Annotated in this window: 23 protein-coding genes, 2 pseudogenes and 1 riboswitch; of the genes and pseudogenes, 3 read left to right on the forward strand and 22 right to left on the reverse strand. The window is 42.8% G+C overall.

Features of this window, described 5'->3' with window-relative positions; all coding sequences use genetic code 11:
• Positions 1–45: 45 nt before the first annotated feature.
• Both P9989_RS20720 and P9989_RS21750 read left to right on the forward strand, forming a co-directional pair.
• Positions 46–195 (forward strand): annotated as a pseudogene (locus tag P9989_RS20720) (aldehyde dehydrogenase family protein); the annotation flags it as partial.
• Positions 196–328: 133 nt separating this feature from the next.
• A pseudogene (locus P9989_RS21750) lies at positions 329–494 on the forward strand (NAD-dependent alcohol dehydrogenase); the annotation flags it as partial.
• 166 nt (positions 495–660) lie between these two features.
• On the opposite strand, the gene P9989_RS20725 reads toward P9989_RS21750, so the two are convergent.
• From P9989_RS20725 to P9989_RS20795, 15 genes are all read right to left on the reverse strand, one after another.
• On the reverse strand, positions 661–1,662 hold the full coding sequence (locus tag P9989_RS20725; RefSeq protein WP_283076731.1) for a S8 family peptidase: 1,002 nt from the start codon (positions 1,660–1,662) through the stop codon (positions 661–663).
• A 252-nt stretch (positions 1,663–1,914) separates the two neighbouring features.
• Positions 1,915–2,616: an ATPase gene (locus tag P9989_RS20730; protein ID WP_283076732.1), complete on the reverse strand. Its 702-nt coding sequence runs from the start codon at positions 2,614–2,616 to the stop codon at positions 1,915–1,917.
• A 16-nt stretch (positions 2,617–2,632) separates the two neighbouring features.
• Positions 2,633–3,220, reverse strand: a complete 588-nt coding sequence (locus P9989_RS20735) for a cob(I)yrinic acid a,c-diamide adenosyltransferase (RefSeq protein WP_283076733.1) — start codon at positions 3,218–3,220, stop codon at positions 2,633–2,635.
• Positions 3,221–3,233: 13 nt separating this feature from the next.
• The gene (locus P9989_RS20740; RefSeq protein ID WP_283076734.1) at positions 3,234–3,638 is read right to left on the reverse strand and encodes a bifunctional adenosylcobinamide kinase/adenosylcobinamide-phosphate guanylyltransferase; all 405 of its coding nucleotides are present in this window, start codon (positions 3,636–3,638) and stop codon (positions 3,234–3,236) included.
• Entirely contained in the window at positions 3,599–4,201 is a 603-nt protein-coding gene (locus tag P9989_RS20745; RefSeq protein ID WP_283076735.1) for a histidine phosphatase family protein, read from the reverse strand. The genes P9989_RS20740 and P9989_RS20745 overlap by 40 nt, the downstream gene beginning before the upstream one ends.
• Positions 4,174–4,950 carry an adenosylcobinamide-GDP ribazoletransferase gene (locus P9989_RS20750; RefSeq protein ID WP_283076736.1) on the reverse strand — a complete coding sequence of 259 codons (777 nt, stop codon included), beginning with the start codon at positions 4,948–4,950 and terminating at the stop codon, positions 4,174–4,176. Before P9989_RS20750 ends, P9989_RS20745 begins: the two co-directional genes overlap by 28 nt.
• Positions 4,947–6,419 carry a cobyric acid synthase gene (locus P9989_RS20755; RefSeq protein ID WP_283076737.1) on the reverse strand — a complete coding sequence of 491 codons (1,473 nt, stop codon included), beginning with the start codon at positions 6,417–6,419 and terminating at the stop codon, positions 4,947–4,949. The genes P9989_RS20750 and P9989_RS20755 overlap by 4 nt, the downstream gene beginning before the upstream one ends.
• A complete protein-coding gene (locus P9989_RS20760; protein WP_283076738.1) occupies positions 6,385–6,948 on the reverse strand; it encodes a bifunctional adenosylcobinamide kinase/adenosylcobinamide-phosphate guanylyltransferase in 564 nt (187 codons plus the stop codon). Before P9989_RS20760 ends, P9989_RS20755 begins: the two co-directional genes overlap by 35 nt.
• Positions 6,945–8,012, reverse strand: a complete 1,068-nt coding sequence (locus tag P9989_RS20765) for a pyridoxal phosphate-dependent aminotransferase (RefSeq protein ID WP_283076739.1) — start codon at positions 8,010–8,012, stop codon at positions 6,945–6,947. The genes P9989_RS20760 and P9989_RS20765 overlap by 4 nt, the downstream gene beginning before the upstream one ends.
• On the reverse strand, positions 7,987–8,946 hold the full coding sequence (cbiB, locus tag P9989_RS20770) for an adenosylcobinamide-phosphate synthase CbiB (protein WP_283079005.1): 960 nt from the start codon (positions 8,944–8,946) through the stop codon (positions 7,987–7,989). The genes P9989_RS20765 and cbiB overlap by 26 nt, the downstream gene beginning before the upstream one ends.
• A gap of 2 nt (positions 8,947–8,948) precedes the next feature.
• Positions 8,949–10,415 carry an adenosylcobinamide amidohydrolase gene (locus tag P9989_RS20775; RefSeq protein WP_283076740.1) on the reverse strand — a complete coding sequence of 489 codons (1,467 nt, stop codon included), beginning with the start codon at positions 10,413–10,415 and terminating at the stop codon, positions 8,949–8,951.
• Entirely contained in the window at positions 10,412–11,437 is a 1,026-nt protein-coding gene (locus P9989_RS20780; protein WP_283076741.1) for a FecCD family ABC transporter permease, read from the reverse strand. Before P9989_RS20780 ends, P9989_RS20775 begins: the two co-directional genes overlap by 4 nt.
• A complete protein-coding gene (locus P9989_RS20785) occupies positions 11,430–12,422 on the reverse strand; it encodes an ABC transporter substrate-binding protein (protein ID WP_283076742.1) in 993 nt (330 codons plus the stop codon). The genes P9989_RS20780 and P9989_RS20785 overlap by 8 nt, the downstream gene beginning before the upstream one ends.
• 144 nt (positions 12,423–12,566) lie before the next feature.
• Positions 12,567–12,749: riboswitch (cobalamin riboswitch) on the reverse strand.
• 87 nt (positions 12,750–12,836) lie between these two features.
• On the reverse strand, positions 12,837–14,069 hold the full coding sequence (locus P9989_RS20790) for a CynX/NimT family MFS transporter (protein ID WP_390305712.1): 1,233 nt from the start codon (positions 14,067–14,069) through the stop codon (positions 12,837–12,839).
• A 230-nt stretch (positions 14,070–14,299) separates the two neighbouring features.
• Positions 14,300–15,763: an aldehyde dehydrogenase family protein gene (locus P9989_RS20795; RefSeq protein ID WP_283076743.1), complete on the reverse strand. Its 1,464-nt coding sequence runs from the start codon at positions 15,761–15,763 to the stop codon at positions 14,300–14,302.
• 141 nt (positions 15,764–15,904) lie between these two features.
• Here P9989_RS20795 and P9989_RS20800 point away from each other — a divergent pair, with 141 nt between their 5' ends.
• Positions 15,905–16,366: a hypothetical protein gene (locus tag P9989_RS20800; RefSeq protein ID WP_283076744.1), complete on the forward strand. Its 462-nt coding sequence runs from the start codon at positions 15,905–15,907 to the stop codon at positions 16,364–16,366.
• A gap of 61 nt (positions 16,367–16,427) precedes the next feature.
• On the opposite strand, the gene P9989_RS20805 is transcribed toward P9989_RS20800, so the two are convergent.
• From P9989_RS20805 to glgA, 7 genes are all read right to left on the reverse strand, one after another.
• Positions 16,428–17,570 carry a thiolase family protein gene (locus P9989_RS20805; protein WP_283076745.1) on the reverse strand — a complete coding sequence of 381 codons (1,143 nt, stop codon included), beginning with the start codon at positions 17,568–17,570 and terminating at the stop codon, positions 16,428–16,430.
• Entirely contained in the window at positions 17,571–19,037 is a 1,467-nt protein-coding gene (locus P9989_RS20810) for an AMP-binding protein (protein WP_283076746.1), read from the reverse strand. It lies immediately after the preceding gene.
• A 68-nt stretch (positions 19,038–19,105) separates the two neighbouring features.
• On the reverse strand, positions 19,106–19,681 hold the full coding sequence (locus tag P9989_RS20815; RefSeq protein WP_283076747.1) for a biotin transporter BioY: 576 nt from the start codon (positions 19,679–19,681) through the stop codon (positions 19,106–19,108).
• Positions 19,682–19,849: 168 nt separating this feature from the next.
• Positions 19,850–20,224: a PH domain-containing protein gene (locus tag P9989_RS20820; RefSeq protein ID WP_283076748.1), complete on the reverse strand. Its 375-nt coding sequence runs from the start codon at positions 20,222–20,224 to the stop codon at positions 19,850–19,852.
• A gap of 162 nt (positions 20,225–20,386) precedes the next feature.
• Positions 20,387–22,306: a glycoside hydrolase family 13 protein gene (locus P9989_RS20825; protein WP_283076749.1), complete on the reverse strand. Its 1,920-nt coding sequence runs from the start codon at positions 22,304–22,306 to the stop codon at positions 20,387–20,389.
• Positions 22,307–22,328: 22 nt separating this feature from the next.
• Entirely contained in the window at positions 22,329–24,767 is a 2,439-nt protein-coding gene (locus P9989_RS20830) for a glycogen/starch/alpha-glucan phosphorylase (protein ID WP_283076750.1), read from the reverse strand.
• Between the two features lie 24 nt (positions 24,768–24,791).
• Complete coding sequence (gene glgA / locus P9989_RS20835) at positions 24,792–26,222, reverse strand: glycogen synthase GlgA (RefSeq protein WP_283076751.1); 1,431 nt, start codon at positions 26,220–26,222, stop codon at positions 24,792–24,794.
• Positions 26,223–26,277: the final 55 nt, after the last annotated feature.

Genomic DNA, 26,277 nt, shown 5'->3' on the forward strand with positions numbered 1-26,277 from the left:
TTAACAAAAGAAAGAAAAGGAGTGAAGCGTGTGGAACTATAAAAGATGTATATCAATAAAGAATGGGTTGGATCCCAATCCAAAAACACTCGCTCCATTATAAATCCTTACAATCAGGAAGTTGTCGCTTCCGCGGCTGAAGGCGATGAGCACGATGCGAAAGAAGCCATTCAGGCTGCGGATAACGCCTTTGATTAAGGTAAATGGGCCAACACACCTGCGAACGAACGCGGTGAAGTTGTTTATGCAGGAATACGATTATCGTCAAGCCGAGTGAAATTACTTCATTAACGACTGTAAAAGTATTCTAATTAATGGAATAAACCAGTGTAACTGGAAGGGGAACCCGGAGAAATTTGCGCCATGGCTGAAGTATTTGGCGTTGATACTTTCCACATGCTACAGAAGAAGCAGCCAGAGCAGCTGTTCAATGGAGGTATGACCTAGTGGAAAATCTGTATGTTCCTACCATCCAAGCTCAAGGTGTGCCGGAATATTAAAAAGGTTGCCCTCCACCTAGCTAGGAAGAGTTACGGAGGGTGAATACTGAGAGACTTCAGCGGAAAGCGAGTGGTTTCGCCGGCAAAAAAATAGCTTGCAGAAAAACACGGGGTTTCTCTACAAGCCGAAGACCTCCCTCAGGAAGTCTTTTTTAATAATTCATTTAGTAGAATAGGATGGTGCTGAACTTTCTTGTTTTCTATTATAGGTACTAAATAAGCTTTCTAATTTATCTTGAAGAGCTAATGATAACAATCCATTTCCTTCTGCAATCTTAGAATTACCAAGAGATACTGTACGCTTCACCAACTGTGAGAAGATTTCAGCTTCGGTCATACGTCGCTGAAATTGCTCTTCTGCTAAACTAATGATTAAAGCTAGGGCTCCCGAAACATGCGGCGTAGCCATTGAAGTTCCAGATAGTTTTGCATACTTTCCTTCTAGATGAGTTGATAAAACTTTCACGCCAGGGGCTACGAGGTCAATCTCGTTGTTTGTATTGGTAAATTCTGCGAGATTACGTTCAAAATCAACCGCCCCCACTTGAATAACTTCATTATAGGCGCCAGGATAACCGTACTCAGGGGTGTCCCCTCGTCCGTCACCTGAATTACCAGCTGCACAAACAACTGAAATGTCATGTTTCAGCACGGCATCCTTAATGACTGTATGAAGTTCAGGTATATCCTTTGGACCGCCCAGGGACATCGACATAACTCTCACCTTTTCACCGTTTGGTCCGGTCCAGTTGGCCGCATATTCTATGGCATCAATGATCCACTGCATTTGGCCACTACCCTCGCCAGTCAGCACCTTTAAAACGAGAAGATTTGCCTGAGGAGCTGCTCCGACTACTCCATTCCCATTTTCAATAGCAGCCACAGTGCCTGATACATGAGTTCCGTGTCCATTGTTGTCGCTGAAATTCTTTTCGTCCCCATCATAATCCGTAGTGAAGTTCTTACCACCGATAATACGGCCTTTAAGGTCAGGATGGTCCATCTGGCAGCCTGTATCAATGATAGCAATGACATTCCCTTTACCTTGCTCTGTTGGCTCCCAAAGAGCAGGCGCTTCGATCATCTCAATTCCTTCAGGTACTTCTGAGGTCGTTTCCAGCACTTCTTCCGTTCGATACGGAATCAATCTCACTTCACTCATGAATTTCCCTCCCAGGATTGAATTGTAATACGTAGAAATTATGCTTACTTACCAGATTACCAAGGCATATATTGGAAATCTTATACACAATTATATCATTCGATTAAATTCAGAATAATATGTCAATGTACTCAAAATATTCTATTCCTATAGTACCAATAGCGTAAGTGTGTTTGTTTATAAAGAATTCGATTAATGGCCTAAAGATATAAGTATACGAGTTTTTAATATATTTTAATTACTGCTACGTATTCATTCATTATGGAAAAGGGTGGTATATTTACCCGTTAAACTTAATAAGTCTTGCCGACAATTCTGATCATAAGTAACTATAAAACTAGTCGAGGGACCGCCAGATGCCCTCACATCGAACGGAATACTTAAATCTGTTTTCCCCCAACGATTCCTTTTTTCCAACTCCCTGACACAGTGTTGGATGCCTTTTGAACCAACAGGCAAAATTTCATAAACCCATTCCTGTTTCGTAATCGTTTGAAAAAGTTCAAGCGGAGCTATTCTTTCAGGATGTGAGAGCACATCCTCCCCGACTAGCGGTTCGCCGATCATCGCTACTCCACACATTTCCGGGGAAATACTGATTCTTTTTTCTGCAGGGTCAACCCATCCAAGCATCGATAAGCTTATTGCCGACTGACTCATTTCCATATTCGATTCCGTACTTCCCGTAATAGTAAGAGAGTACCCAAGTGAATTACCAAGGTTTCTAACGGTTTGTTCAAGCTCATCCCATACTTCGTCGCCAACAAAATTACTGATAGTTACGGCAAAGGGAGCCGCCCCCCATGCTAAACAATCCATGAACGACACACGAAATAAGGATTCCACAACTGTTTTATAAGATACGTGAACGAGGTCATTCGGCTTTGAACCGATTCCTCCTGCGTTATCGGTAGCTATAACAAGTTCACGCCCCTCCTCAATAGGTATACACAAAGGCTGTCCCACCAGATCACTCTTCGTCTTTCGATTTCTTCTTTGCGGAACGGAACACTTTTGCACTGCGGATGTACTCAACATCCTTTGTTTCAAGGATCATATTCACATAGCGTGCAAGAGCAAAAAAGTAATCGGATAGTCGGTTTAAATAAGTCAGGCAGACGGGATGAATCGTTTCATGTTTTTGCAAGGAAACGACTAAGCGTTCGGCACGGCGTGTAATAGTCCTGGCAATATGCAATGTGGATGCAGCAGGAGATCCGCCTGGTAAGATAAATCGTTCTAACTCGGGAGTTTGCTTAATGTAATCATCCATCCGCTGCTCAAGCCATTCGACGCTCTCTTCTTGCAGCTTGAAAGGGCGATTTGATTTCTTATTTGCCAAATCGCTACCACAGTCGAACAGTTCATGTTGGATTTTCTCAAGTTCCTCTTGAACATTACTAAATCGAGGGTCTATTAATTCTGTGCGTGCCTTCCCTACAAAACTATTCGCCTCATCAACCGTTCCATAAGCTTCTACACGCACGTCATCTTTATCCACTCTGCCGCCAATGATACTCGTCTGCCCTTTGTCACCTGTCTTTGTGTATAATCTCATGTCTATCACACTCCTATTTTAGTTGTTGAGGGATGCCGAACCACACTCGAAAGACTCGTTGGGCATCCTTTGTTAATTGCTGATAAATAAAGCCTATCTTATCTCTCCATAAACGGTTTTGCTGATCGATAGGGACGATCCCCCCTGTAATATCTGTTCCTATTATGACAAGCTTTCTTGATGTAGAAGTTTGTTCCCATTTTATTAAGGAATGATAATATTCCTGCCACTTATCCACCCCTTCTTCCTGGTCCCTTAAGAAGTTATAAATCCTGTCTTCGAGCTTATCCACAATCATTAGGGGGGTATCAACTGTTTCAGGCCGATGGTTCTCCTTTAAAATTGCGTAATCGCTATCATAATTCTCAAGCACCCAGTCTAGCTTCCCGTTATAGACTCCGCCTGTGACAAAATCCATTGATCTTCCCCCTTAACTAGTATAACTCTGTAAGCCTCTCCCGGTGCTATTAGCCAATCCCACATCGAATCGGATTGCTTTGACCAATGATGTAGCATCGTTCGTATCACCCCGCCATGAGTTACAATAGCAATAGGCTCATCTGAATGGTGATCATCCTCTAGTATTTGAGCAAAAAAGTGCAAAATGCGATCCTTGAATTGAGTAAAACTCTCCCCGTTTGGCGGTGTAATATTTTCCATATGATTCAGCCATTGCATATAGCTACCTAGCTCCTTCAATTCCTCATATGTACGCCCATCAAAATCACCAAAATCATACTCGCGCAGCTGCTCTGTCACTTTCGTTTCAACTGATGGAAAAAGGATAGACGCTGTTTCACTGCAACGATCTAGGTCACTGGCATAGCTTATAGGCCGTTCAGGCAGGTGTCTTTTTAAACATTCTATTTGTATTTGCCCTTGTTCAGACATCGCCTCATTTCGCCAACCTAAATAACGTCTTTGGACATTTGATGGTGTTTCCCCGTGACGAACTAAATACACAACCAAACGATGAACCATAAAAAAGTCTCCATTCCTTCTAGTGTAGCGCCGCAGACATCCCCTGTTATTCCGCCAAACGACCGTAACGCCCAAACTCTGATACCCCACATTCCTATTAAAGAGACCAGAAGCATAGCGAAACTAACCATAAAGTAACTGAGGGAGTGCAAAGACACTGCAGCACTTGTCACGAACATAAGCCCAATAATTGTTAGGGTTACATTGTGGTGATAATGGCGTTTAAAGAAATGGCTTAGCCCCCTGCTTCTAGCTGGTAACGTGTTTCCTAACAGCATTACCATTACACCTCTTGAGAAAATTGGAACGATGATTATAAACAAGATTGCAGAACTGTCAGTGAGAAACGTTTCATACATGAATACAAAACGCATAATCAGAACAGCCAAAAGAACCAATACACCGAAGGCACCTGTACGAGGGTCCCCCATAACTTCTAACCGTTTATGCGAGTCCTGATAGGAAAAGAAAGCATCTCCTGTATCCATCAAACCATCGAGGTGAAGACCGCCGCTCCAGATCGCTGGAAGCATGATCGCAAAAATGATTAAACTGATTAAACTCATGGTAGTTATAGAGGCTAAACCATAGAAGATGAATGCATTAATTATCCCAATGACTAATCCTAGAACTGGTAACCATATAAGACACGAACGCACTACCGATGAGTTGGGTTCAATGTTTTTCCGTATAGGACACACGGAGAAAAACTGCAAGGTAAACAAAGCACCTAATCCTACGTTTTTCATAAGCCGCTGCCCTCCACCATCTCAAAAATTTTATCCATATTAAGGTGAGCCTCTAAATGAGCAGCCAAATTGTCATAACGCTCCTCACGGTTAACTGTATAGACAATAGGCTGTTCGGGCAGCTCAGACCTCCTGCGCAAGCGATTGAGCCATTCCGTACGCCAGTTATCGTTGTAAAAGCAATCATGAAGATAGGTTCCAACTAAACGACCCTGGTCGAGGCTGATGCCTTCCGGGCCATCTTCTAATTGAAGGAACGGTTTCGTGATAGACCCAGCCGTTCTCCCAAGGTGAATCTCATAACCAGACATGGGTACAGAAGAATAACCGCTTGCTTCATGAGTGTAACCGCTCACACGAATCGTCTGTTTAGATTTCACAAAAGTTGTGGATAGAGGGAATATCCCTATTCCTTTCTCACCCACTTCATCTGTTTCATCCCGATACATGACATCAGAGAGAATCTGATAACCACCGCAAATCCCTACCACTACTCCTCCCCGCTCGGTGTAAGCTCTGATTGCTCCTGTCAATCCCTTCTCCTTACATACAATGTAATCTTCGATCGTGCTGCGCGTCCCCGGTAAAATAAGCGCATCTGGGCTGCCAAGCTGATCGACTGACCGAACGTAACGGATCGATACGTCTTGCTCTTGAGTAAGGGGAGTTACATCCGTTTCATTGGATAAATAAGGCCAATGAATCACAGCTATATCCAGCGATTTCTCCCTTTTTGCCAGGGTAGGTTGAACCGTTAATGAGTCTTCTCCTTCAATACCGTGCTCTTCTAAATGAGGCAGTACACCTAAAACAGGAATACCTGTATAGTTCTCAAGCCATTCTACTCCACTTTCAAATAAAGAACGTTCTCCGCGAAACTTGTTAATGATTAGTCCTTTAACACGCTTGCGATGGTTATCAGGCAACAACTCCAGCGTCCCAACAATACTGGCGAACACCCCGCCCCGATCAATATCTGCAACTAGAATGACCGGCACATCAATAAGCTCAGCCACTGACATATTTACCAATTCGCGGTCATTTAAATTGACCTCAACCGGACTTCCCGCTCCTTCGATAATCAGAGCCTCATAATGGTTCTCCAACCGGTGAACAGACTGCTGAATTGCAAGCTTACCTTTTTCATACCAATGGTTGCGGTACTGTAATCCTGACCAGGCATCCTGGCTGACCCCATGGATAATAATTTCAGACCGCTGATCACTTGTTGGTTTTAATAGTATCGGATTCATATCGGTCGTTGCCTCAACCCTTGCAGCTTCAGCCTGAATACCTTGGGCACGGCCCATTTCCTCTCCATTAACGGTCACATAGGAGTTGTTAGACATATTTTGCGATTTAAATGGAGCTAAACGCATACCTCGATTTACGAGCGTCCTGCATAACCCTGTAGCAATCCAACTTTTCCCCACATTAGAAGCTGTTCCTTGAATCATTATTCCTTTCATACTTTTCCCCCTTATGAAAAATGGGCTGGCCAAACACCATTTCGATCGCTTGATCTGCCTGGCGAATAACATATTTATGTATGGTACCAAGGATGTAAAGATAGTCCTGAACCAGTTCAGAAGAAGAAGGTAGATCACGGGTAAGGTCGTTTGAAATAATATATAACTCTCCCGTATCAGCGATGAGCCGATCAAGCTGTTCGATTAAAAAATCTATCAAATCATCGGGGCGTTTGCCTTGAGGAACCATCATTTCATTCGTTACCCATGTGGTTAAACAATCAAGCAGAACGGCATCGTCTTCTGTAAATGAAAGCTGATCAATTGTTGTCGGCTGCTCCCATGTTTGCCATGACCGCCTGCTTTGCTTGCGGTCCTTTTGGTGACGGAATACTCGTTCTTGCATTTCTGAATCTGTCACCACTCCCGTTGCCACATAGTGGAGGTGCGACAGATTCGATTGCAACATCCAACCCTCTGCATAACTTGTCTTCCCACTCCTTACACCTCCACAGACAAAGGTCATCATGCTTGTACCCACCTTTCCAAAAGTTCAAGCAAGTAATCATTCTCCTGTTTTGTACGGATTGCCAGTCGCACATAATCTCCATTTAATCCAGGGAAATTATAAGTATGACGTACAGCCACTCGGTTTTTTAACAGAAAAGGCAGTAAAGTATCACTTAAAGAAGGGTATCCTCCTAACAAATAGTAGTTGACATCACTTTTCGATACAGTAAAAGATAGTTTCTTAAGCCTGGAGAAAACCTGCTCTTTTTCTGAATAAATGAATTCTCTTGTCTGTTGACGATAGGAATGATCATTGATGCAGCCTACCGCAATGTGCTGCGCCAACGCATTTACGCTCCATGTGGGTTGATAGGAAGCTAGTTTCTGAACTAGTCTCTCAGATCCGGCAAGATAACCGACCCTTAATCCCGGAATAGAGTACATTTTCGTCAAGGAACGTAATATAATCAGGTGAGATGATTCGTTTATGTGCTGAATAAGTGTAGGCTCATTATGAACAAAATCATAAAATGCCTCATCGACAAGGAGCGAAACCCCTCTTCTTTCAAGTTCATTTAATAGCTCAAAAAGCTTGTTTTGTTTATAACTCACACCAGTGGGGTTATTCGGATGGCAGATGACCACGAGATCTATACCACCAAGCTTAGACTTGATCCGTTCTAAAGGAAGCCCCCACCCTTCCGACTCTGTTAGAAATACAGATTCTACTGTACAATTGTTCATGCTTGCAATCATTCGGTATTCAGAAAAAGTCGGCTCAACAATCAATAGTCGTTTTCCAGCAAACTCCCTTCCTATTAGTGTCAGCAGCTCGGAAGCACCATTGCCAACGAGAATTTGTTTTTCTGAAATCCCTTCTTGTAAAGCAATCGTACGACGGAGATCTTCAGCATGGGGATCTGGATAGTTCGTGATGAGTTCAAAAAAACTTCCCCATTGTTCCTGTAACCAAGCCGGAGTCCCTAACGGATTTACATTTACACTAAAGTCATAAGTCACCTCTGGCAGTTGTAGTGGGTCTGTTAAATATTGCGGATTAGCTCCATGTGACGGCCACTTCAATAACTGCACCTCCTATCCATAACAACAAAATCATATAAAGTGTAGCTCGCATCATAATGTGATGGGCTGCTTTAATATGCTCAGCACCCATCTTCTCATAGGGAATCCCAATCGTAGGACGCATGGATATTTCACCGAAATACCGATTTTCGCCTCCTAACTGAATTCCCATTAGAATGGAAAAAACTGCTTCACCCCATCCGCTATTTGGGCTCGGATGACGCTTTGAATGACGGAATAATAAAGTGAATGCTTCCTTTTTCGTTTGAAAACGAGTTTTTTCTAGTATCAAAAGTAAAATCGATGTCAGGCGGGCTGGGACCCAGTTCAGTACATCATCCAATCGTGCGGAAGCCCAGCCAAAAAAGTAGAATCGTTCATGTCGATATCCTACCATCGAGTCACATGTGTTCACGGCACGATAAAGCATGGCTAAAGGCCCACCGCCTAAAAACGCAAAGAAAAGCGGCGCAGTAATGCCGTCGCTCGTATTTTCAGCAACGGTTTCAATCGCTCCTCTTGCCAGCTCAGATTCACCTAAATAATCGGTATCTCTCCCGACAATCATGGATAAATGGTGGCGTGCCCGAGTATAGTCGGACTCCATTAATGGGATATATACATTCATCGATGCTTCTTTCAAGCCTTTTAATGCAATCGTTGTCCAAATAAAGAAGGATTCTATGACAACCCCCAGCACGACATGAACGTGATAGCCGAGTGCAGTAATAGACCATGTAAGCACGAAGACAACACTGCATACAATAAGCACCATTGCCACCCCCTTGAAGCGACGAAGCCTCCCTTTATTCCAGCTGCTTTCAAGAAAATGAATCAAGCCCCCCATGAGGCGGACAGGATGTGGCACCCAGCGTGGATCTCCAATCCATAAATCTAATAAAAACGCTGCGGTTAAAGCAATCAGATGTTCAATCATTAAGTCTTCATTCTTTCCATGTAACGTTCAATAGCCTCTTTGGTAGCTTCATAAATCATCTGTCCAACCTTGCTTCCGAGAAAGGTAATCGGTCCCGCATATTCCAGCTGTCTTCCTGTTTGAGTACTCGCAATCATAATACTGTCTGTGGACGTTCCTGTAGCTGAAGTATTTGTCAGTGGGTCTTTAATTCCACATGTAGAGAAAGCTTGCGTCTTCGCTTCCGTCGCCGTTACGATTCCTTGAATAAATGCCTGCTCGGAGAGGTGGCCATCAATGAAAACCCACGTATTTACTGTCCCGGGCTGATGCTCCTTTACTCGCTTATCCCCGTGAACAACATCTACTGCGTTACCCAGACCAGCTGTGACTAAAATCAAGATGGACATACCCTCTGCCTTAAAATAGCGCTCCGAATAATCTGGCAGGTAGGCTGCTGTCATCATCGCTAACGTGTCATGTTCAGGCAGCTCCCACTGCTGACATTTTTCTATCATGAATTGGGTTGGAAACTCACAATGAAAGCTTTTATCAACATGGTAGTTTATAAAGTTACGATACCAGCCAAATCCTCCTCCCATCACAGCTGATGAAAAAGTTTTAAGCAGTTGAGGTGTTCTTACTAGAACCTTCTCCTCTGTGGCTTCCACAAGCTCGGATTTGATAGTAGTCTTTGTCCTGTCTAAAAAATAATTCGGCAGCAAGTTCATCTGCGGGCTTGATAACGTAGGATTAGGATGAACATCAATAGAAGAATGATAGATGCTCTCAAGTAAGGGCTTTTGCATCACTTCTTCCGGCTTGCCTACCTTAGTGATCTGCCCTTGGTCGATCAATAAAAGCCGATCACAATACAGGCTGGCTATATTTAAGTCATGAAAAATCGACACCACCGTTAAATGGTTTGTCAGCGAAAGCTGTTTTAGTTCATCAAGGAGCTGTTTTTGATAACTGAAATCAAGATGGTTCGTTGGCTCATCTAGCAGTAAAATATCCGGTTCCTGAGCAAGGGCTTGAGCTAGATAGACACGCTGTCTTTCGCCTCCACTTAAGTGAGCAAGAGGGAGAAACTTCATGTCCACCAGTCCTGTTTTTTCTAACACTTTTTCAGTTACTTCTTTATCCCGTTCATTCGGCTGCTTTATGAAGCCCGACTGGTACGCGTAACGTCCCATCATTACTGTTTCATAGACATTATAAGAAAAAAAGCTCTGCTGAATCTGGGGCAATGTCGCTACTTTGCGGGCAAGATGTTTGCGTCCATAATACTCAAGAGGCTGACGGTCAATAATCACTTCTCCCTCCCAAAGGGGAAGAACCCCGTTCAGTAATTTAATTAATGTTGTTTTTCCACTTCCGTTAGGCCCAACGACACCAAAAAACTCTCCACGGTTAACCTGAAAATGGACATGATCAACAATGGGAGACTTATCATATCCTCCTGTTATGTTCTTGACTTGAATCATATACTCGCTCCTTTTCTCCTCTGCCGATAAAGAATAAAAGCAAAAATCGGCGCTCCTATGAGTGAGGTGATCACCCCAATAGGTAACTCAACCGGGGCAATAATCGTTCGTGATACAAGGTCCGCCAATATTAAGAATGTCGCACCATTAATCAAAGAAAGCGGGATAAGGTGACGGTGGTCATTACCGAAAACTCTCCGGCAAATATGGGGAACGACTAGACCGACAAAGCCGATTGTCCCGGACACAGCAACTGCTGCCCCCGTTAAGATCGAAGCAGCTAATAAAATCAGCGCTTTTCTTTTTTCCGTAGGTACCCCGAGCTGCTTTGCCCGTTCCTCACCTAACGACATCGCATTTAATTCTTGTCCCTGCGTCAAAAGAAGCAGCACACCAACAATAAAGAAAGGTAACAGTAACCCTACATGACTCCACCCCCGCATCGCCACACTTCCTAGAAGCCAACCGACAATTTGCCGAAGCTCCTCTCCTGTTAGAGCAATCATGAGGGAAATAACGGAGCCAAGAAAAGACCCCATGACGATACCTGTCAGTATGAGCGTCTCGATAGAAAGCGTTCGATCAAGCATGCGCGCAAACCCAATAACGAACAGCAGAGTAAGAACTGCCGTACAGATGCTGACAATAGGGAGAGTGAAGGAAGCAAAAACCGGGAAGGAAAATCCCACAAACAAAACCAACACTGCCCCGACAGATGCGCCGGATGACACCCCTAATGTATAAGGATCTGCTAACGGGTTTTGCAGCAGGCCTTGAAAGGATGCCCCGGCTATGGCTAGTGATGCACCCACTAGACCGGCCAATACCACCCGCGGTGTGCGAACATCGACAATAATACTGATATTTATAGGATCAATATTCGATTGATAAGGACTTATCGCTTCCGCTATCGCCCCGATAATGACTGGAAGCGGAATAGGTAGACTGCCTACAGCCACCCCTGCCAGCCATGCAGCTACTAGAAGCACCAAGCTTCCTATATATGCTAGCGGTTTATTCATCACCGAACGTTTCCGGATAAACAGCTTCAGCCAACCGCTCTACCCCTTCAATCAAGCGTGGACCCGCACGTGTAACGAGATCAGAGTGAACATCATAAACCTGTTTCTTCTCGATTGCTGGTACTTGTTCCCAGCCTTCTCTAGAAAGCACTTTTTCCACAGGCTTCTCTGTATAATAGCCATATGTTGTAATGATGACATCTGGCTGTAAGTTAATAATGGCCTCCTCGTTCATTTTCACCCATCCTTGTTGGTTTACAGCCGCATTCTCGGCATTAATCGCCTGGAGCATTTGATTCATGAAAGTACCTGTTCCAGTTGTATAAATCTCCGGTGCCGGAGACACTTCTACAAATACACTTTTAGGATCCTTGATTTCAGAGGCCTTTTCTTTAATCCCTTTAAGTTTCTTTTTCATCCCGGCTACAATACTCTCTGCTTTCTTTTGCTCATCTACCAATTTACCGATTGACTGAATCGTTTCATAAACACCCTTAAAATCAGAGGCGTTCTTAACCACATAAACCGAAATCCCTGCATTGCTGATTTGATCAATCGCTGCCTGAGAGTTATGAGCACTTGAACCGTGGGCAAGAACGAGATCAGGTTTTAATGACAATACTTTTTCGGTATTCATTTGCATCCCGCCAACTTTATTAATCTCCTTGACCTGCTCAGGGTAATTATCATGATCTGATACTCCGACAACCTGTTCTCCTGCGCCAACGGCAAACACAATTTCTGTATTACTTGGAATCAATGAAACAATTCGTTCAGGATCTTCTTCCAGAAAGACCTTATTTCCCGCAGAGTCTTCTACGGTCAGAGGGTAGGTCGTTCCCTCTTGAACTTGAGTCTCGTCCGTTTTAGTGTGATCTTCATTTTTGTTTTCCTCTGGCTGACTTGAGTTCTCATTGCCCGCACAGCCTACTAGCAAACCGACTGTCACCAGTAGCATAAGTATGTAATTCGATAGTCGTTTCAAGTTAATCTCTCCCCCTAAAATGTTTTTGAGCACAAAAAAAACACATCCCGCAATGGAGATGTGTACATGAAAAGATTTTGCAATGCCGCTTAATGGCATAACATGCAGTTACCTTTTCCTCATACACCTCCTATCCGCGTAGGTTATTGGTGAGAAAAACAGGTAGGTCTCCTGGCTTATGATCATTGCTCCCTGCTCCTTCCCATGCTTTTCACACAGTGGAACCGTGCAGGTTGCTCACAAATACAGTGGCGGGACCGCGTTGGAATTGCACCAACTTCCCTTTTAAGTGATGAATAACATCACGCCTGTTTTTTTACGCTTATTCAATTATGTATTATTGTACTAAATATGTTGGAAAAAAGCTCGGGTTTTGGAATTTTTCGTCATATAATAAAAAAATTTTGTTGTCTGCTATCGAAGAGGTGCTCGATCTTGTTGAAAGACCGTCTGGTTCCTCCCCGCTCCTAAACCAGCTGCCACCATAACAACTATAACAGCAATGAAAAGCAGCAATGGAACAGTCACTGATGCCGTAACATCGAGGAGTATGCCAATTAATACCGGTCCCACCGCAGCAAGTGAATACCCAATCGATTGAGACATACCGGATAATGCGGCACTTTGCTGAGCATTGTCCGCACGGAGTCCAAGTAAGGTAAGCGCTAAGCTAATAGAAGAGGCTTGACCAATACCAATCAGCATGACACTCAATGTCAACAGAGGAATACCGCTTCCGAACAAAACTCCTAACAAGCCTGTCGTGTAAAGGCATCCAATCATCCCTATAATTCCTCTTTGATTCTTAAAGCGAGTAGCCAGGACGGGGGTTAGGAAGGTCATTGGAAGACCCGTTAACTGCATGACAGATACCATCCACCCAGCAGTCGATATACTTAGCCCTCTGCCGCTTAGGATTTCAGGCAGCCATGCAATCATGGAATAAAATAAGAAAGATTGTAACCCCATAAAGATTGTCACTTGCCAAGCAATTGGGGAACGCCATATCGGATTTTCCTGCAGTGCTGGCGTTTTAACATCCTCTACTTGGGCTGGTTTGCGAAGTTGAGGCAGCCAAACTATCGCTGCCGGAATAGCTAATAAAACCCAGCATACTAGCGTTTTTTCCCAACCTAAACCGAAATCATTAGCTAAAGGAATGCTCAGCCCGGTACCAATGGCTGAAAAAATAGACATGCAAGTCGTATAAACGGCTGTCACTAAGCCAACCTTTTCAGGGTATTTCTCTTTAACAATGCCAGGTAACAACACATTTGATATGGCAATTCCAATACCAATTAATGCAGTTCCAGCAAACAGGGTAAACGTCATTGATATAAAGCGAATTAAGATTCCTGCTATTAAGGTTAGTAAACCCACAAACACGATTCGTTCTAACCCGAATCGTTGACCTAACCTGGGAGCAAGAAAAGAAAACACTGCAAAAGCCACCAAAGGAAGTGTTGTAATGAATCCTGCAGCTGCATTGGATAACCCTACATCAACTTTTATGGAACTGATTAGCGGTCCTACAGATGTAATAGCTGGACGCAAGTTAAAGGCAACAAAGATGATCCCTATAATGGACAATACCTTTTTCATATCTATATATTTGCTCTGAAAGTTCCGCTGTGACTTAGTTCTCATTCTATGTGGCTCCTATTCCCCGCTTGGCTCTTTTAAGAAAACCATTTTTATTCTCACATCATTTCTTTTTCTATATACCTTCCTCTAGTACCTTCTTAATTTCACATCATTTTATGTTTGATTATGGTCATTTATATGTGGCAGAATGATCTACATCCAGTTAATGAAATAATAGAAAAAGAACAAGTACATCCTAAAGTAAAGAGATGTGTACTTGTCCTGCTTCTCCGTTAAAAAGGAAATTCCCTATATTTTTCTTGTACCGAAATCCATTTCAATTTAGTAAACTCATCAATTACCCATGGATTTCCAAACCTGCCTAATCCGCTTTGTTTATTCCCACCGAACGGCACATTGGCTGCATCATTTACCGTCTGGTCATTAACATGTGTCATGCCACTATCTATCTTCAAGCCATACGCTTCTCCTTTTTCTAAATCAGATGTGAATATCGCAGAGGTAAGCCCGTAAATGGTATCGTTTGCTAACTCAATGGCATTATCATCAGATTCTGCCTTGATTATAGAGACAACCGGAGAGAATAATTCGGTCTGTGCGATATCATCTGTGTTTTTCACATCGACAAAAACATGCGGTGTCAGTATATTTCCTTCCCGGTCCCCTTTCAAGGCAACTTTTGCCCCATCTTTTTCAGCCTTCTCAACGGCTTCCAATGCTTTCTCCACTTGCTGGCTATTAATTAATGGTCCAATCACTGTATCAGGATCGGTTTGATCGCCATACGGCAATTGGGATGCCCGTTCAACAAATTTTTCCGTAAATCTATCATAGACATCTTTGTGGGCAATAATCCGATTGATACACATACAAATTTGTCCTTGGTGCATAAATTTACCAAAAATTGCTGCATCAACAGCTTTTTCAACATCCGCATCTTGTAAAACGATGAACGGGTTATTACCTCCCAGTTCCAATGCTACCCGTTTTAGGTTTTTGCCGGCAATTTCTCCTATGTGTTTTCCAAACCCTGTAGAACCCGTAAAAGCAACTAATTGTACCACAGGGTTTTCCAACATCTCGTCACCAATTTCATCTGGTGTTGTCAAAATAGATTGGAACACGCCTCTTGGTAATCCAGCATGATCAAATGCGCGTGCTATGATCGATCCGCCTGTTAAGCCTACCTGTAAATCTGCTTTATGGACAACTGTATTACCAAGCGCTATGGCTGGTGCAATCGAGCGCATCGATAAATTCATTGGAAAATTAAATGGAGAGATGGAAGAGATCACCCCAAGTGGCTGCCGGTAAATTTTATTTCTTTTCCCATCAATCGTCGCATGGACTTCTTTTACTTCGTCAACTGCGTCCATATAATCGAACGTCTCTTTTAAAACGTCAATAGTGAGGTTTAATTCCAATTCGACCTTAAGTAACGTTCCACCTGTTTCCAAATTAGCAATCCGAATAATTTCTTCACGATTACTTTCCAGAAATTCAGCTGCCTTACGAAGTATTTCTTTTCTTTTTTCAACAGAAGAATGTGCCCAATCTTTTTGTTGATCCTCAGCAATTTTATATGCATTCTTGAGTTGTTGTAGAGAGGCCAGTTGAACAGTTGTAATGACTGATCCATCATATGGGTTAACAATATCGTGACCCGTCCCTGTATCCCCGTTTATCCACTGTCCGTCTATATAGTTTTTATTATACTCACCCGTAAAATCCTCCATAATCTTACACTCCTTTCAAATCACTTTATTTATCATCCCTCATTTATTATTTGCTATTAATTTTGCTAAACAACCCGAATATCCCAAGAATCTTAAGATACAATAACTACCAATCGATCTTTAGTATTGGAGAGAATTCAAATGATTACAAACATATTGTTAAATATTTCTTTATTTCTGCCTTGGGTTACATTATTTTTCGCCTCCAAACAAACCATTAAGAGGTATATGCCTGTTACCATCTTCACCTCATTTTTAATGACTATCATCTTCCAAATTGCGTACACCTACAAATGGTGGTTCATCCATGAATATATAGTCCCGTGGGGGTATATGATTGACGTCAGTTTTGCGTACGGAATTTTTGCTGTGGGAACGTTTTGGATTTTCAGACTAACCTCCCATAACTTTTTACTTTATACGGTGGTTAATTTGGTACTTGATGGAATTATGTGTTTTATAGCTCTTCCTACACTTGAGAAGCTAGGTATTTCTGAATATAACCATATCTCTCCGTGGCAATATTTATTAGTCACTTATGGTCTCTCATTCGTTATTTATTTCTACCATAAGTGGCAGGAAAAAATTTTTATAAAAGATTAATGTAATCTGTTCTAAACAAACCTTGCCTTCTCCAGGAAGATGACAAAGCGCTTGGCCTCCCCTAACCGTTTGATTCAAAAATTGTCGCAAGTCCCATTCCCCCGCCAATGCCGAGTGTAGCAATTCCTCGTTTAAAGCTACTACTATTTGCAAATTCATGTACTAACCGTGTCACGAGAATAGCTCCTGATGCGCCATAAGGATGGCCTAAAGCTAGTGCACCACCAGACCGATTTACCTTTTTGTGCGGGATTTCCAAACTTTTCAATGAAGCTATAACTTGGGACGCAAATGCTTCATTAAATTCTACAAGGTCGATATCTTCTTCGGTTATGTTCTGTCGTTCCCATAACTTTTTCACAGCCGGAATTGGGCCGGCCCCAAGTACATGAGGGTTTACACCCGCTGATGTACTATCTACAAACCGGGCTAGCGGGGTTAAGCCTAGCGAACGACATTTTTCCAGTGACATAACCAGGACCGCAGCCGCTCCATCATTCATAGGACAAGCATTTCCCGCTGTCACCGTGCCGCCTTGCTTAAAAACCGGTTTAAGAGTAGATAGTTTGGCTAGCGACGTGTTCGGCCGTGAGCATTCATCTGCTTCTATTCCATCTACCGGCATAATTTCCTCTCTAAAAGCCCCTTCACGCTGGGCTGCAGAAGCCTTCATATGACTGATATATGCAAATTCATCCTGTTCTTCACGTGTGACACCATAATGTGCAGCCACATTCTCAGCTGCTTCCCCCATCTCTGGGTCCCCGATAAATTCTGGAGAGAACTGTGCTCTCGTATAAAGTTCCGGACCTCTCGGGTCATGCAGGGAAGCAGGTTTCTTCACTTTCCATGGAGCCAGACTCGTACTTTCGACACCTCCAGCTATAAACATGTCTCCAGCTCCTGCCTGGACTAAGCGGGCTGCGATATTAATTGCTTCCAGACCAGAACCGCATTGCCTATCTATGGTTACACCGGGCACCGTCACAGGTAGCCCAGCACATAATAAGGACAGGCGTGCAATGTTCCCTCCAGGCCCTACAACATTTCCTAGTATCACGTCATCAATAGCAGCAGAATCCAGCCCCTCTATTAAACCTTTTAAAACAGGTTGAATGAGTTTTTCAGGAGGAAGATGCGAAAGACTGCCCCCTATTTTTCCTATAGGCGTTCGTTTTGCTCTAACAATAACTGCTTCATTCATCTAACCACTCCTAGTGGGAAATTGAAGTTCTTTTCTTGCTATTTTCCCGCTGCTTGTGTAAGGGAACTGGTCCAGCTTGATCCATTCCTTCGGACATTTATATTTTGGCAACGCCTTTGTTATATAAGATTTCATGTCATCTATAACTAGTTGGTGATCTTCAGCACAAGTGACAAAAGCTACTACCTTCTGTCCCCAATAACTATCGTCCATTCCCAATACCGCCGCTTCATCAATAGCCGGATGCTTTCGGATAACTTGTTCCACTTCTTCAGGATAAATATTCAGACCGCCGCTAATGATCATATTTTGTTTTCGTCCTTGAAGGATGATATAACCTTCTTTATTTAAGAAAGCAAGGTCCCCGACTGTCGCCTGATCACCATGAAAAACCTTCGATGTCTCCTCAGGGCGATTTAAATAGCCGTTAAACACCCAGGGACTGCTAACAAACAAATTACCAATTTCCCCTTGGGATACAGGTTTTCCCCCATCATCAAGAATCGAAATTTCTACCTCAGGAAAGGGCTGTCCTATAGCTCCTTCAGGGAGTGTTTCGTCATTTACTTTGCGATAACTAACGAAGCTTAATTCAGAAGCACCATAGAACTCATAAATGCAAGCTTGCGGAAATACCTCTTTAGCTTTCTGCTTCGACGAGTCTGACCACTTGGCTCCAGAGGAAATTAATGTGATTAATTGATCAGCAGTACCGCTGGTTCTTTTTCGATTTAGCGCTTCAAACATAGTCGGCACCATATACATCACTGTGATATCCTGTTTTTTAATTAGACCCCAAACCTCTCTTGCAGAAAAAGGGCATAGATGGAGGGTCGCTCCTATATGTAAACACTGCACAGCAGCATAAAGAAAATGGGAATGAACAAGGGGACCAGGGCATAAAATTTTATCTTCTTCTGTTAGGGAGAAAACTTGACGCCCCAGGGAGAAACAATCTGCCCAGGACGCATGGTTTCTTATAAATCCCTTCGGTTGACCTGTGGTACCTGATGTATATCCTATATAAAAAGGATCATGGCCAGAAAAGTCACTTGCCACCTTCCTAGTTGGAGAAAGCAGCTCTAAGGCTTTTATCGTAAAGGTTTTAACTGAATTTATACCTTTGAATTGATTAGCAAAAGTCTGATCATAGACCACTAGATCTGGTTCAGCATCTCTTATTACCTCGGACAGCTGCCGGGGACTCCATTTAGGATCAAATGGAATAGCGATCCCTCCCATTGAACTGATGGCTATAAATAGTTCTAACCATTTTGGTTCATTAGGAAGCAAGAACCCAATCTTTTTTCCCTTGCCTTTAGGAAATAGAAACGTAAGTTTACGCTGAAGGAGTTGAGTAGACTGGTAGAACTCCTGATAGCTTATTTGCCTCTCCCAGGTTTCAATAGCTACCCGCTCAGGGTCTCTCTTAGCTACTTCTCTTATACTCGTACCGATAACGGACACTTTGCACACCTCTCTCTACTTTTATGTCTTAAAAAAAGGTTTGCCCTGAATTAGGCAAACCCTTCTTCTTAGGCAGCTTTAGATGCTTTGTGAACATTTTTATCCCTTTCAATTAATGGATAGACTCGATTAATTTGTCTGGCTAGTAAGGAAGCTGCCACAACCTTAACAAGATCACCCGGGATGAAAACCAACGCAGCCCATGCCGCTTTTGTCCAAGGTGTTTCCGTTATGAAGGAAAGGTAGGTTACCCCAAGGGCATAAACCAGAATAATTCCACCTGCCACATTAATAGCAATATAGAGACCTATATTGAGTTTTTTCCAGAAAAGTTCTACAAGAAAACCAATGAAAAAAGCTGCAATCGGCCAGGCCATAATATAGCCGCCAGAGGGACCGAAAAGCACCCCGAGTCCTCCCCGACCTCCTGAAAGCAATGGTACACCGATCGAAACGAGTAAAACAAAGACTAATAGACTTAACCCGCCTCGTTTGGCACCTAATATAGAGCCTGCCAGCATTACACCTAGGGTCTGAGCTGTTATAGGCACCGGAGTAAAAGGTGTGACAATTGGCGGAAGCAAACCTAGTGCCCCGATTATTGCCGCAAATAAAGATGCATAAACCATTGTTCTGAGCTTCACTATCAACACCTGCTTTTCATTATGTATGTAGTGAAGATTATCTTATTCGCGACAAATTGTCAACTTAACTTTGTTTTAGGTTAACCTATGAATAATGGTTCTACAACGGCCAATTTAACAACAAGAAGCCAGCATTTTCATAACTAGAAAAGCTGGCTTTTTAAAAATTTATAATACATGCTTGGCAAGGCTTCTCTGAACTTCTTGAATTGGGCTGTCTTTCTTAAACGTTTTTCCAATTGGTTCATTGCTTCCAGACAACCATATTTTCAGCTCCGAATCTAAGTCAAAACCGCCAGCAGTTTCTACACTGAAATGGGTAACACTCTTATAAGGAATCGAATGATACTCTACTTTCTTCCCCGTCATACCTTGCTTATCAATTAAGAGTAAACGTTTATTCGTGAAAATAAAAGAATCTCTTAATACCTTATAACCACTTTGGAAATCTTCACCGTCTACAAGTACTTCCTCAAGTTCTTTGGCAATTTCCTCACGATCAACTTCACTTGCGTTTCCCATTAAACCATCTAGAAACCCCATTATGCTCACTCCTTCGTTTAAGATGACCTCTAGCTTATGTACAAGTATAGCATGTTAGGTTTCAAAAGTTCCAAGCTTCACCATGTGGTGGTTATATAGAGTTATGGGTGAAAGAAATGGGGTATTGCTATCTTGATTCATACCCCACTTCGAACCTTCCGCCTAATTCAAACGCCTTAGCAGTACACTTTCGCAAGGCTTAAGCGTAATTGCCAGTTCATTTTGTTTCACGTGAAACATTTGGTGTTTGTTTAATAAGTTTTGCCACTTTCCTTTTCGCACTGGCAATGCTGCCTCTCTTTCTTCACTGATATTCCGGTTCATGACATATAGTACATGATCGTCTTTTGAAGCATTACCAAAATGATCTACCCCATGTTCAATTAAACGTTCATACCCATATACATCCTCGTGCGGAGCGTGCGAGAGCCAGCTTCCTGTCCTTATAGATGGATGGTCTTTTCTTAAGTTTCCAATCGTTCTATACCAGGAAATAAGACGTTGATCTTCCCTGCCCCACGGGTAAGGTTTACGATTATCCGGATCTTCTCCTCCGGTCAACCCAGCTTCGTCTCCATAGTATAAGGAGGGGATGCCCGGGAATGTATAGAGCCATAGACTTAAGGCCTGTATCTGTTTATGAACTAAATCAGCTCGTTCCTTTTCATCGATACCTTCTGGCAGAAACCCCTCCAGCAGTGTTTTAATTCGTTCAACATCATGAGTGGATAACATATTCATGAGAGAATAAAAGTATTGATTTGGATAATGCTCGCTGAGAGTAAGAAGACGACGATTAAGATAATAAGCATCTACTTCGCCTTTTATAAAACCAAGCATCACATCACGTAAAGGGTAATTCATGACAGAATCCAGTACACCACCTAAGAAATAATCCCTTCGTTTTCCATAAGCAGTTTTATTGGATGCATCCTCCCACACTTCACCTAATAGTACACTGGAAGAATCGTACTTCTTAAGTTGTTTATTGATCTGCTTGATCAAATCATCTGTCAGCTCGTCAGCCACATCAAGGCGCCAATGCTTCACCCCGGATTGCTGCCAGGTCTTTATGACACTGCCATCCTCATGAATCAAGAAGTCCTGGTAGCTTTTATCCTCTTTATTTAATGTTGGGAGCGTTCCAATTCCCCACCATGCTTCATAGTCGTCAGGATAATCATGAAAGGTATACCACGAGTAATAGGGGGATTTCGTAGATTGATAGGCTCCAACCGAATCATATTGATTTCTCTGGTTAAAGTATTTGCTGTTGCTTCCTGTATGACTGAACACACCATCGAGCATGACTTCAATACCCAGCTCGTCAGCCTTTCTAATCAGTTGCTCGAATTCTTCTTTCGTACCTAGAAGAGGATCTATCTTGTGGTAATCGCCTGTGTCATAGCGATGATTGCTTTCTGCCTCAAAGACAGGGTTTAAATAAATAACTGTAACACCTAACGAATGAATATAATCTAGTTTTTCAATAATCCCTCTTACATTACCTCCGAAAAAATCCCAACGAACCACTTCCCCTTGCTTGTTACGAATATAAAAAGGGTCGTTATCCCAATGGGTATGCATCAGGCTCGTTTCAGGTGCATCTTCAAGCTTTACTTCTCCTGATGCATGAAATCGATCAGGAAAGATTTGATACATGGTCGCATGTTTCCACCAAGCGGGAGTTTCATAACTCGGATCGTACACTGTAATCTGCCAGGAAGGAGGTAAACCCTCATAGACTACACCTTCTCCACTTTCCTCGTTATTCAACCGCCCATAATAAAGCTTCTCCCCCTCCATCCTTACCTCAAAAAAGTACCAAATCAGCTGAGGATCTTCTGGCATCTTGAGGGTCGTTTCAAAGGAGCAGCACGGGCTCTTCTCACTCACTCTATCCATTTCGATCGTTTCTTCCTGATCTGTTTTATCGTAAATATAATGAAGCAAAACACATGAATCAGGATAACGGTGATTAATATCGATCGTTAACGTAACAGAGGAGCCTTTTGGTGCTGCACCAAAGGGCTCTCGGTACGTCAGTTCAAAACTATTATGGTAAATATCCTGAGGTTTCACGGTATAGTCTCCCTTCTCTGTTTCACCTTACTATGTTTACAGGCTGTATATTCCATATCTGTGATGCATACTGTTGGATCGTAAGGTCACTTGCGAACTTGCCGGAATGGGCAATATTGATCAAGCTCTTCATATTCCAGTCTCGTTTTTGTAGATAGTCATAGCCAATTCTTTGCTGGGTTGCAATGTAATTGGCAAAATCTTTGAGAACAAAATATTCATCATTGTACGTTATCAGTGAATCATAGAGATCCTGAAATTCGGTACTTCCTTTTGAAAATGGACTGTAATGGACGAGCTGGTCTACGGTGCGGCGCACACGTGCATCCGAATCATACACTTTTCTTGCAGAGTAACCACCATGGTGTGCATAGTGAAGCACTTCTTCCGAGCTTAGCCCAAACGTATAAATGGCATCGTCCCCTACCAGATCATGAATTTCAACATTGGCTCCATCCATCGTTCCCAGCGTCAATGCTCCGTTCATCATCAATTTCATATTTCCAGTCCCTGATGCCTCTTTACTCGCCGTTGAAATCTGTTCACTCACATCCGTTCCCGGAATGATTTTCTCAGCCATAGACACTGAATAATTCGGCAGAAAGACTACTTTCATTAGACCTTGTATGTCAGAATCGTCGTTCACAACATCTGCAATCGTAGTAATAAGTTTGATTACCTTCTTGGCAAAATAGTAACTTGGGGCTGCTTTCGCGGCAAAAATAAATGTTCTAGGTGTCATTTCAAAGGATGGATTTGATTTTAATTCATGGTAAAGGTACATAATGTGCAGGGCATTTAACAGTTGGCGTTTATACCCATGGAGCCGTTTAATATGGACATCAAACATAGATTGCGTGTCAACGGTAATATCTGTAACATCCTTAATAAATGCAGCCAACTGCTGTTTATTTTGCTGTTTAACCTTTCCTAATTGATCTAAAAAAGCTGAGTCGTCTTTCTTTGCCAGCAAATCTTGTAACCGTTCCGGCTGAGTGATCCAATGGTCTCCTATTGCTTCCGTGATCTGGTCAGCTAACGGTTGATTCGTATGCACGAGCCAGCGCCGATGAGTGATACCGTTGGTTTTATTAGTAAAACGTTTCGGAAAAACATCGTAGAACTTTTTCATTTCCCGTGATTTTAGGATCTCGGTGTGCAATTTTGCCACACCATTGACGCTGTGGCTCCCCACAATCGCCAAATGAGCCATCTTCACCTGACCGTCAGCTATGATCGCAAGCTGCGCAATTCGGTCAAAGTCACCTGGACCCTGTTTCCAAAGGCTTTGGCAAAAACGCTCGTTGATTTCTTCGATAATCATATAGAGCCTTGGAAGGAGCTCACGTACTAAGCCGATCGGCCACGTCTCCAGCGCTTCACGGAGTGTAGTATGGTTCGTATAAGACACCGACGATTGTGTGATCTCCCAAGCGTCTTCCCAGCTCATTCCTCTTTCGTCGATTAGGGCACGCATCAATTCAGGAATGACGAGGACAGGATGCGTATCATTAATATGAAGAGCTATTTTTTCAGGAAAGGAAGACAATGGAAGCTCCATGCGTTCAAAGGAACGAAGCACACTTTGTACACCAGCTGAAACGAGAAAATACTCCTGCTTCAATCGCAGTCTCTTCCCCTCTTCATGGGAATCATCAGGATAAAGGAAATCAGAGGTTTCTTCTAAAGACCGCTTATGTGTAAGGTAGTTACCAGACATACTCTGCTTATAAGCCAAAGCTAGGGTATCATCCTGTGTCGCTTCAGCTGACCACAGCCGAAGTGTATGAACGGTTTCATTTTGATAGCCGACTACAGGCACGTCATACGGCACAGCTCTCACTTGTTCATAGTTCTTGTGCTCAAAAGTCAACTGGCCCTCAGGAGTCACCCCCGTATCTACATACCCGCCAAATCGAACTTCAACAGCATCTTCAGGACGGCGAACTTCCCAGACATAAGGTTCAGAAAGCCATGGGTCAGGCAGTTCTACTTGATAACCATCGATCAGTTTTTGATCAAACATGCCATATCTGTAGCGGATTCCATGGCCATGACCGGGCAGCCCCACGGAAGCTAAAGAGTCCAGAAAGCACGCAGCTAATCTCCCGAGCCCGCCATTACCAAGGCCTGCATCATTTTCTACCTCTTCAAGATCTGCCAGAGAAAACCCTAAATCTGTCAACCCTTCTCTTACGATTGAAAGCATCTGCAAATTTAGCAGATTGTTGCCTAGCAGACGCCCTATTAGAAACTCCATCGAAAAGTAATAGACTTGCTTCGGTTGTTCTTTTTCGTATTGCTGATTCGTCTGCAGCCAATTTTTGTTGATATGATCTTTAACTAACGCACCAAGGGATCGATACGCATCTTGTTCTGTCGCTGTTTCTACTTCTTTCCCGATTGTTGTTCTTAGCTTTTCAGAAAAGGCCTGTATGAACTCCTCTTTGCTGTTAAACATATCGCATCCTCCATTCGTTCACTGCTATTGAAACGTCGACTCATACACCTCACTATATCGACGTGCTGAATGTTTCCACGGGAATTGAGTTTTTACCATATTTTTCACTAACTTTTTCCACCCGTCCTCTTCATGGTAAAGCTCAAGCGCACGGCGGATCGTAAACAGCATGTCGTGCGCATTATAATTTGTAAAGGTGAATCCGTTCCCCTCTTCTGTTTGTTCATTAAACGGCTGGACCGTGTCTACGAGTCCACCCGTTTCCCGGACAATCGGTGCAGCTAAATAGCGCAATGCAATTAACTGACCTATCCCGCACGGTTCGAAGCGGGAAGGCATAAGGAACATATCACTCGCAGCATACACCTGCCTGGATAGTGACTCGTTAAACATAATATTCGCAGATACCTTTTCTGGATACTTTACCTGCGCCCACTCAAACATTTTTTCATAATCTTGTTCACCTGTACCAAGAAGCACTAATTGAATATCCTCATGATATAAAAGCTCGTCCATGACTCTGGCAACAAGGTCAAAACCTTTTTGCTCAACAAGCCTGGAAACAATCCCTATCATAGGGACATCCTTTCTTACAGGCAATTGCAGCTGTTCTTGCAACCACATTTTATTTTGGAACTTTTTCACTAATGAACTGCGAAATGGAAAGGCTAGAGATTCATCACTTAGCGGATTGTAATCTTTTGTATTGATCCCATTTACAATTCCCGCTAATCGATCCGATTGTTTTCTAAGCACTCCGTCTAAGTTTTCCCCATAATAAGGAGTTTGAATCTCTTTTGCATAAGTTTCACTTACTGTTGTGATCGCATCCGCGTAATTCAAGGCTCCCTTCATAAAATTGATATCCCCGAAAAACTCTAATCGATCTTCTGTCATCATCTGTTCGTCCAAATCCATTAAATCGTGGAGTACTGAATCCGCAAAGATCCCCTGATACTTCAAATTATGAATCGTAAACACCGTTTTCATACCGTTTAATGCTTCATCAGCTTGATAATGAGTATGCAGAAACACAGGAATCAAGCCTGTCTGCCAATCGTGACAATGCAAAATATCAGGACGCCATTCGATCGTTCGTACCATCTCAAGCACTGCTTTATTAAAAAATACAAACCGCTCTGCTTCATCTTCATACCCATATAAATTGGAGCGTTTAAAATAATATTCATTATCGATGAAGTACACAGGGATCCCATCATATTCCAGATACTCTACCCCCGCATACTGATTCCTCCAGCCAATCTGGACATTCAGCTTATGTAATAATGTCAGCTGATCCTTCCACTCGTCGTTCATTTCTTCATATTTAGGCAGAACAACCCGGACTTGATGCCCCTGCTCTACTAGAGCCTGAGGCAGAGACCCAAGTACATCTGCCAGACCACCTGTTTTAATAAAAGGCGTACACTCTGATCCAACCATTAACACGTTCACCTATGATCCACTCCTCTATTTTCGCTATTATGTAAAAGGGGAACTGCCAGAATAG

Origin of the sequence: Halobacillus naozhouensis (assembly GCF_029714185.1) — a bacterium.
Taxonomy (GTDB): Bacteria; Bacillota; Bacilli; order Bacillales; family Halobacillaceae; genus Halobacillus_A; species Halobacillus_A naozhouensis.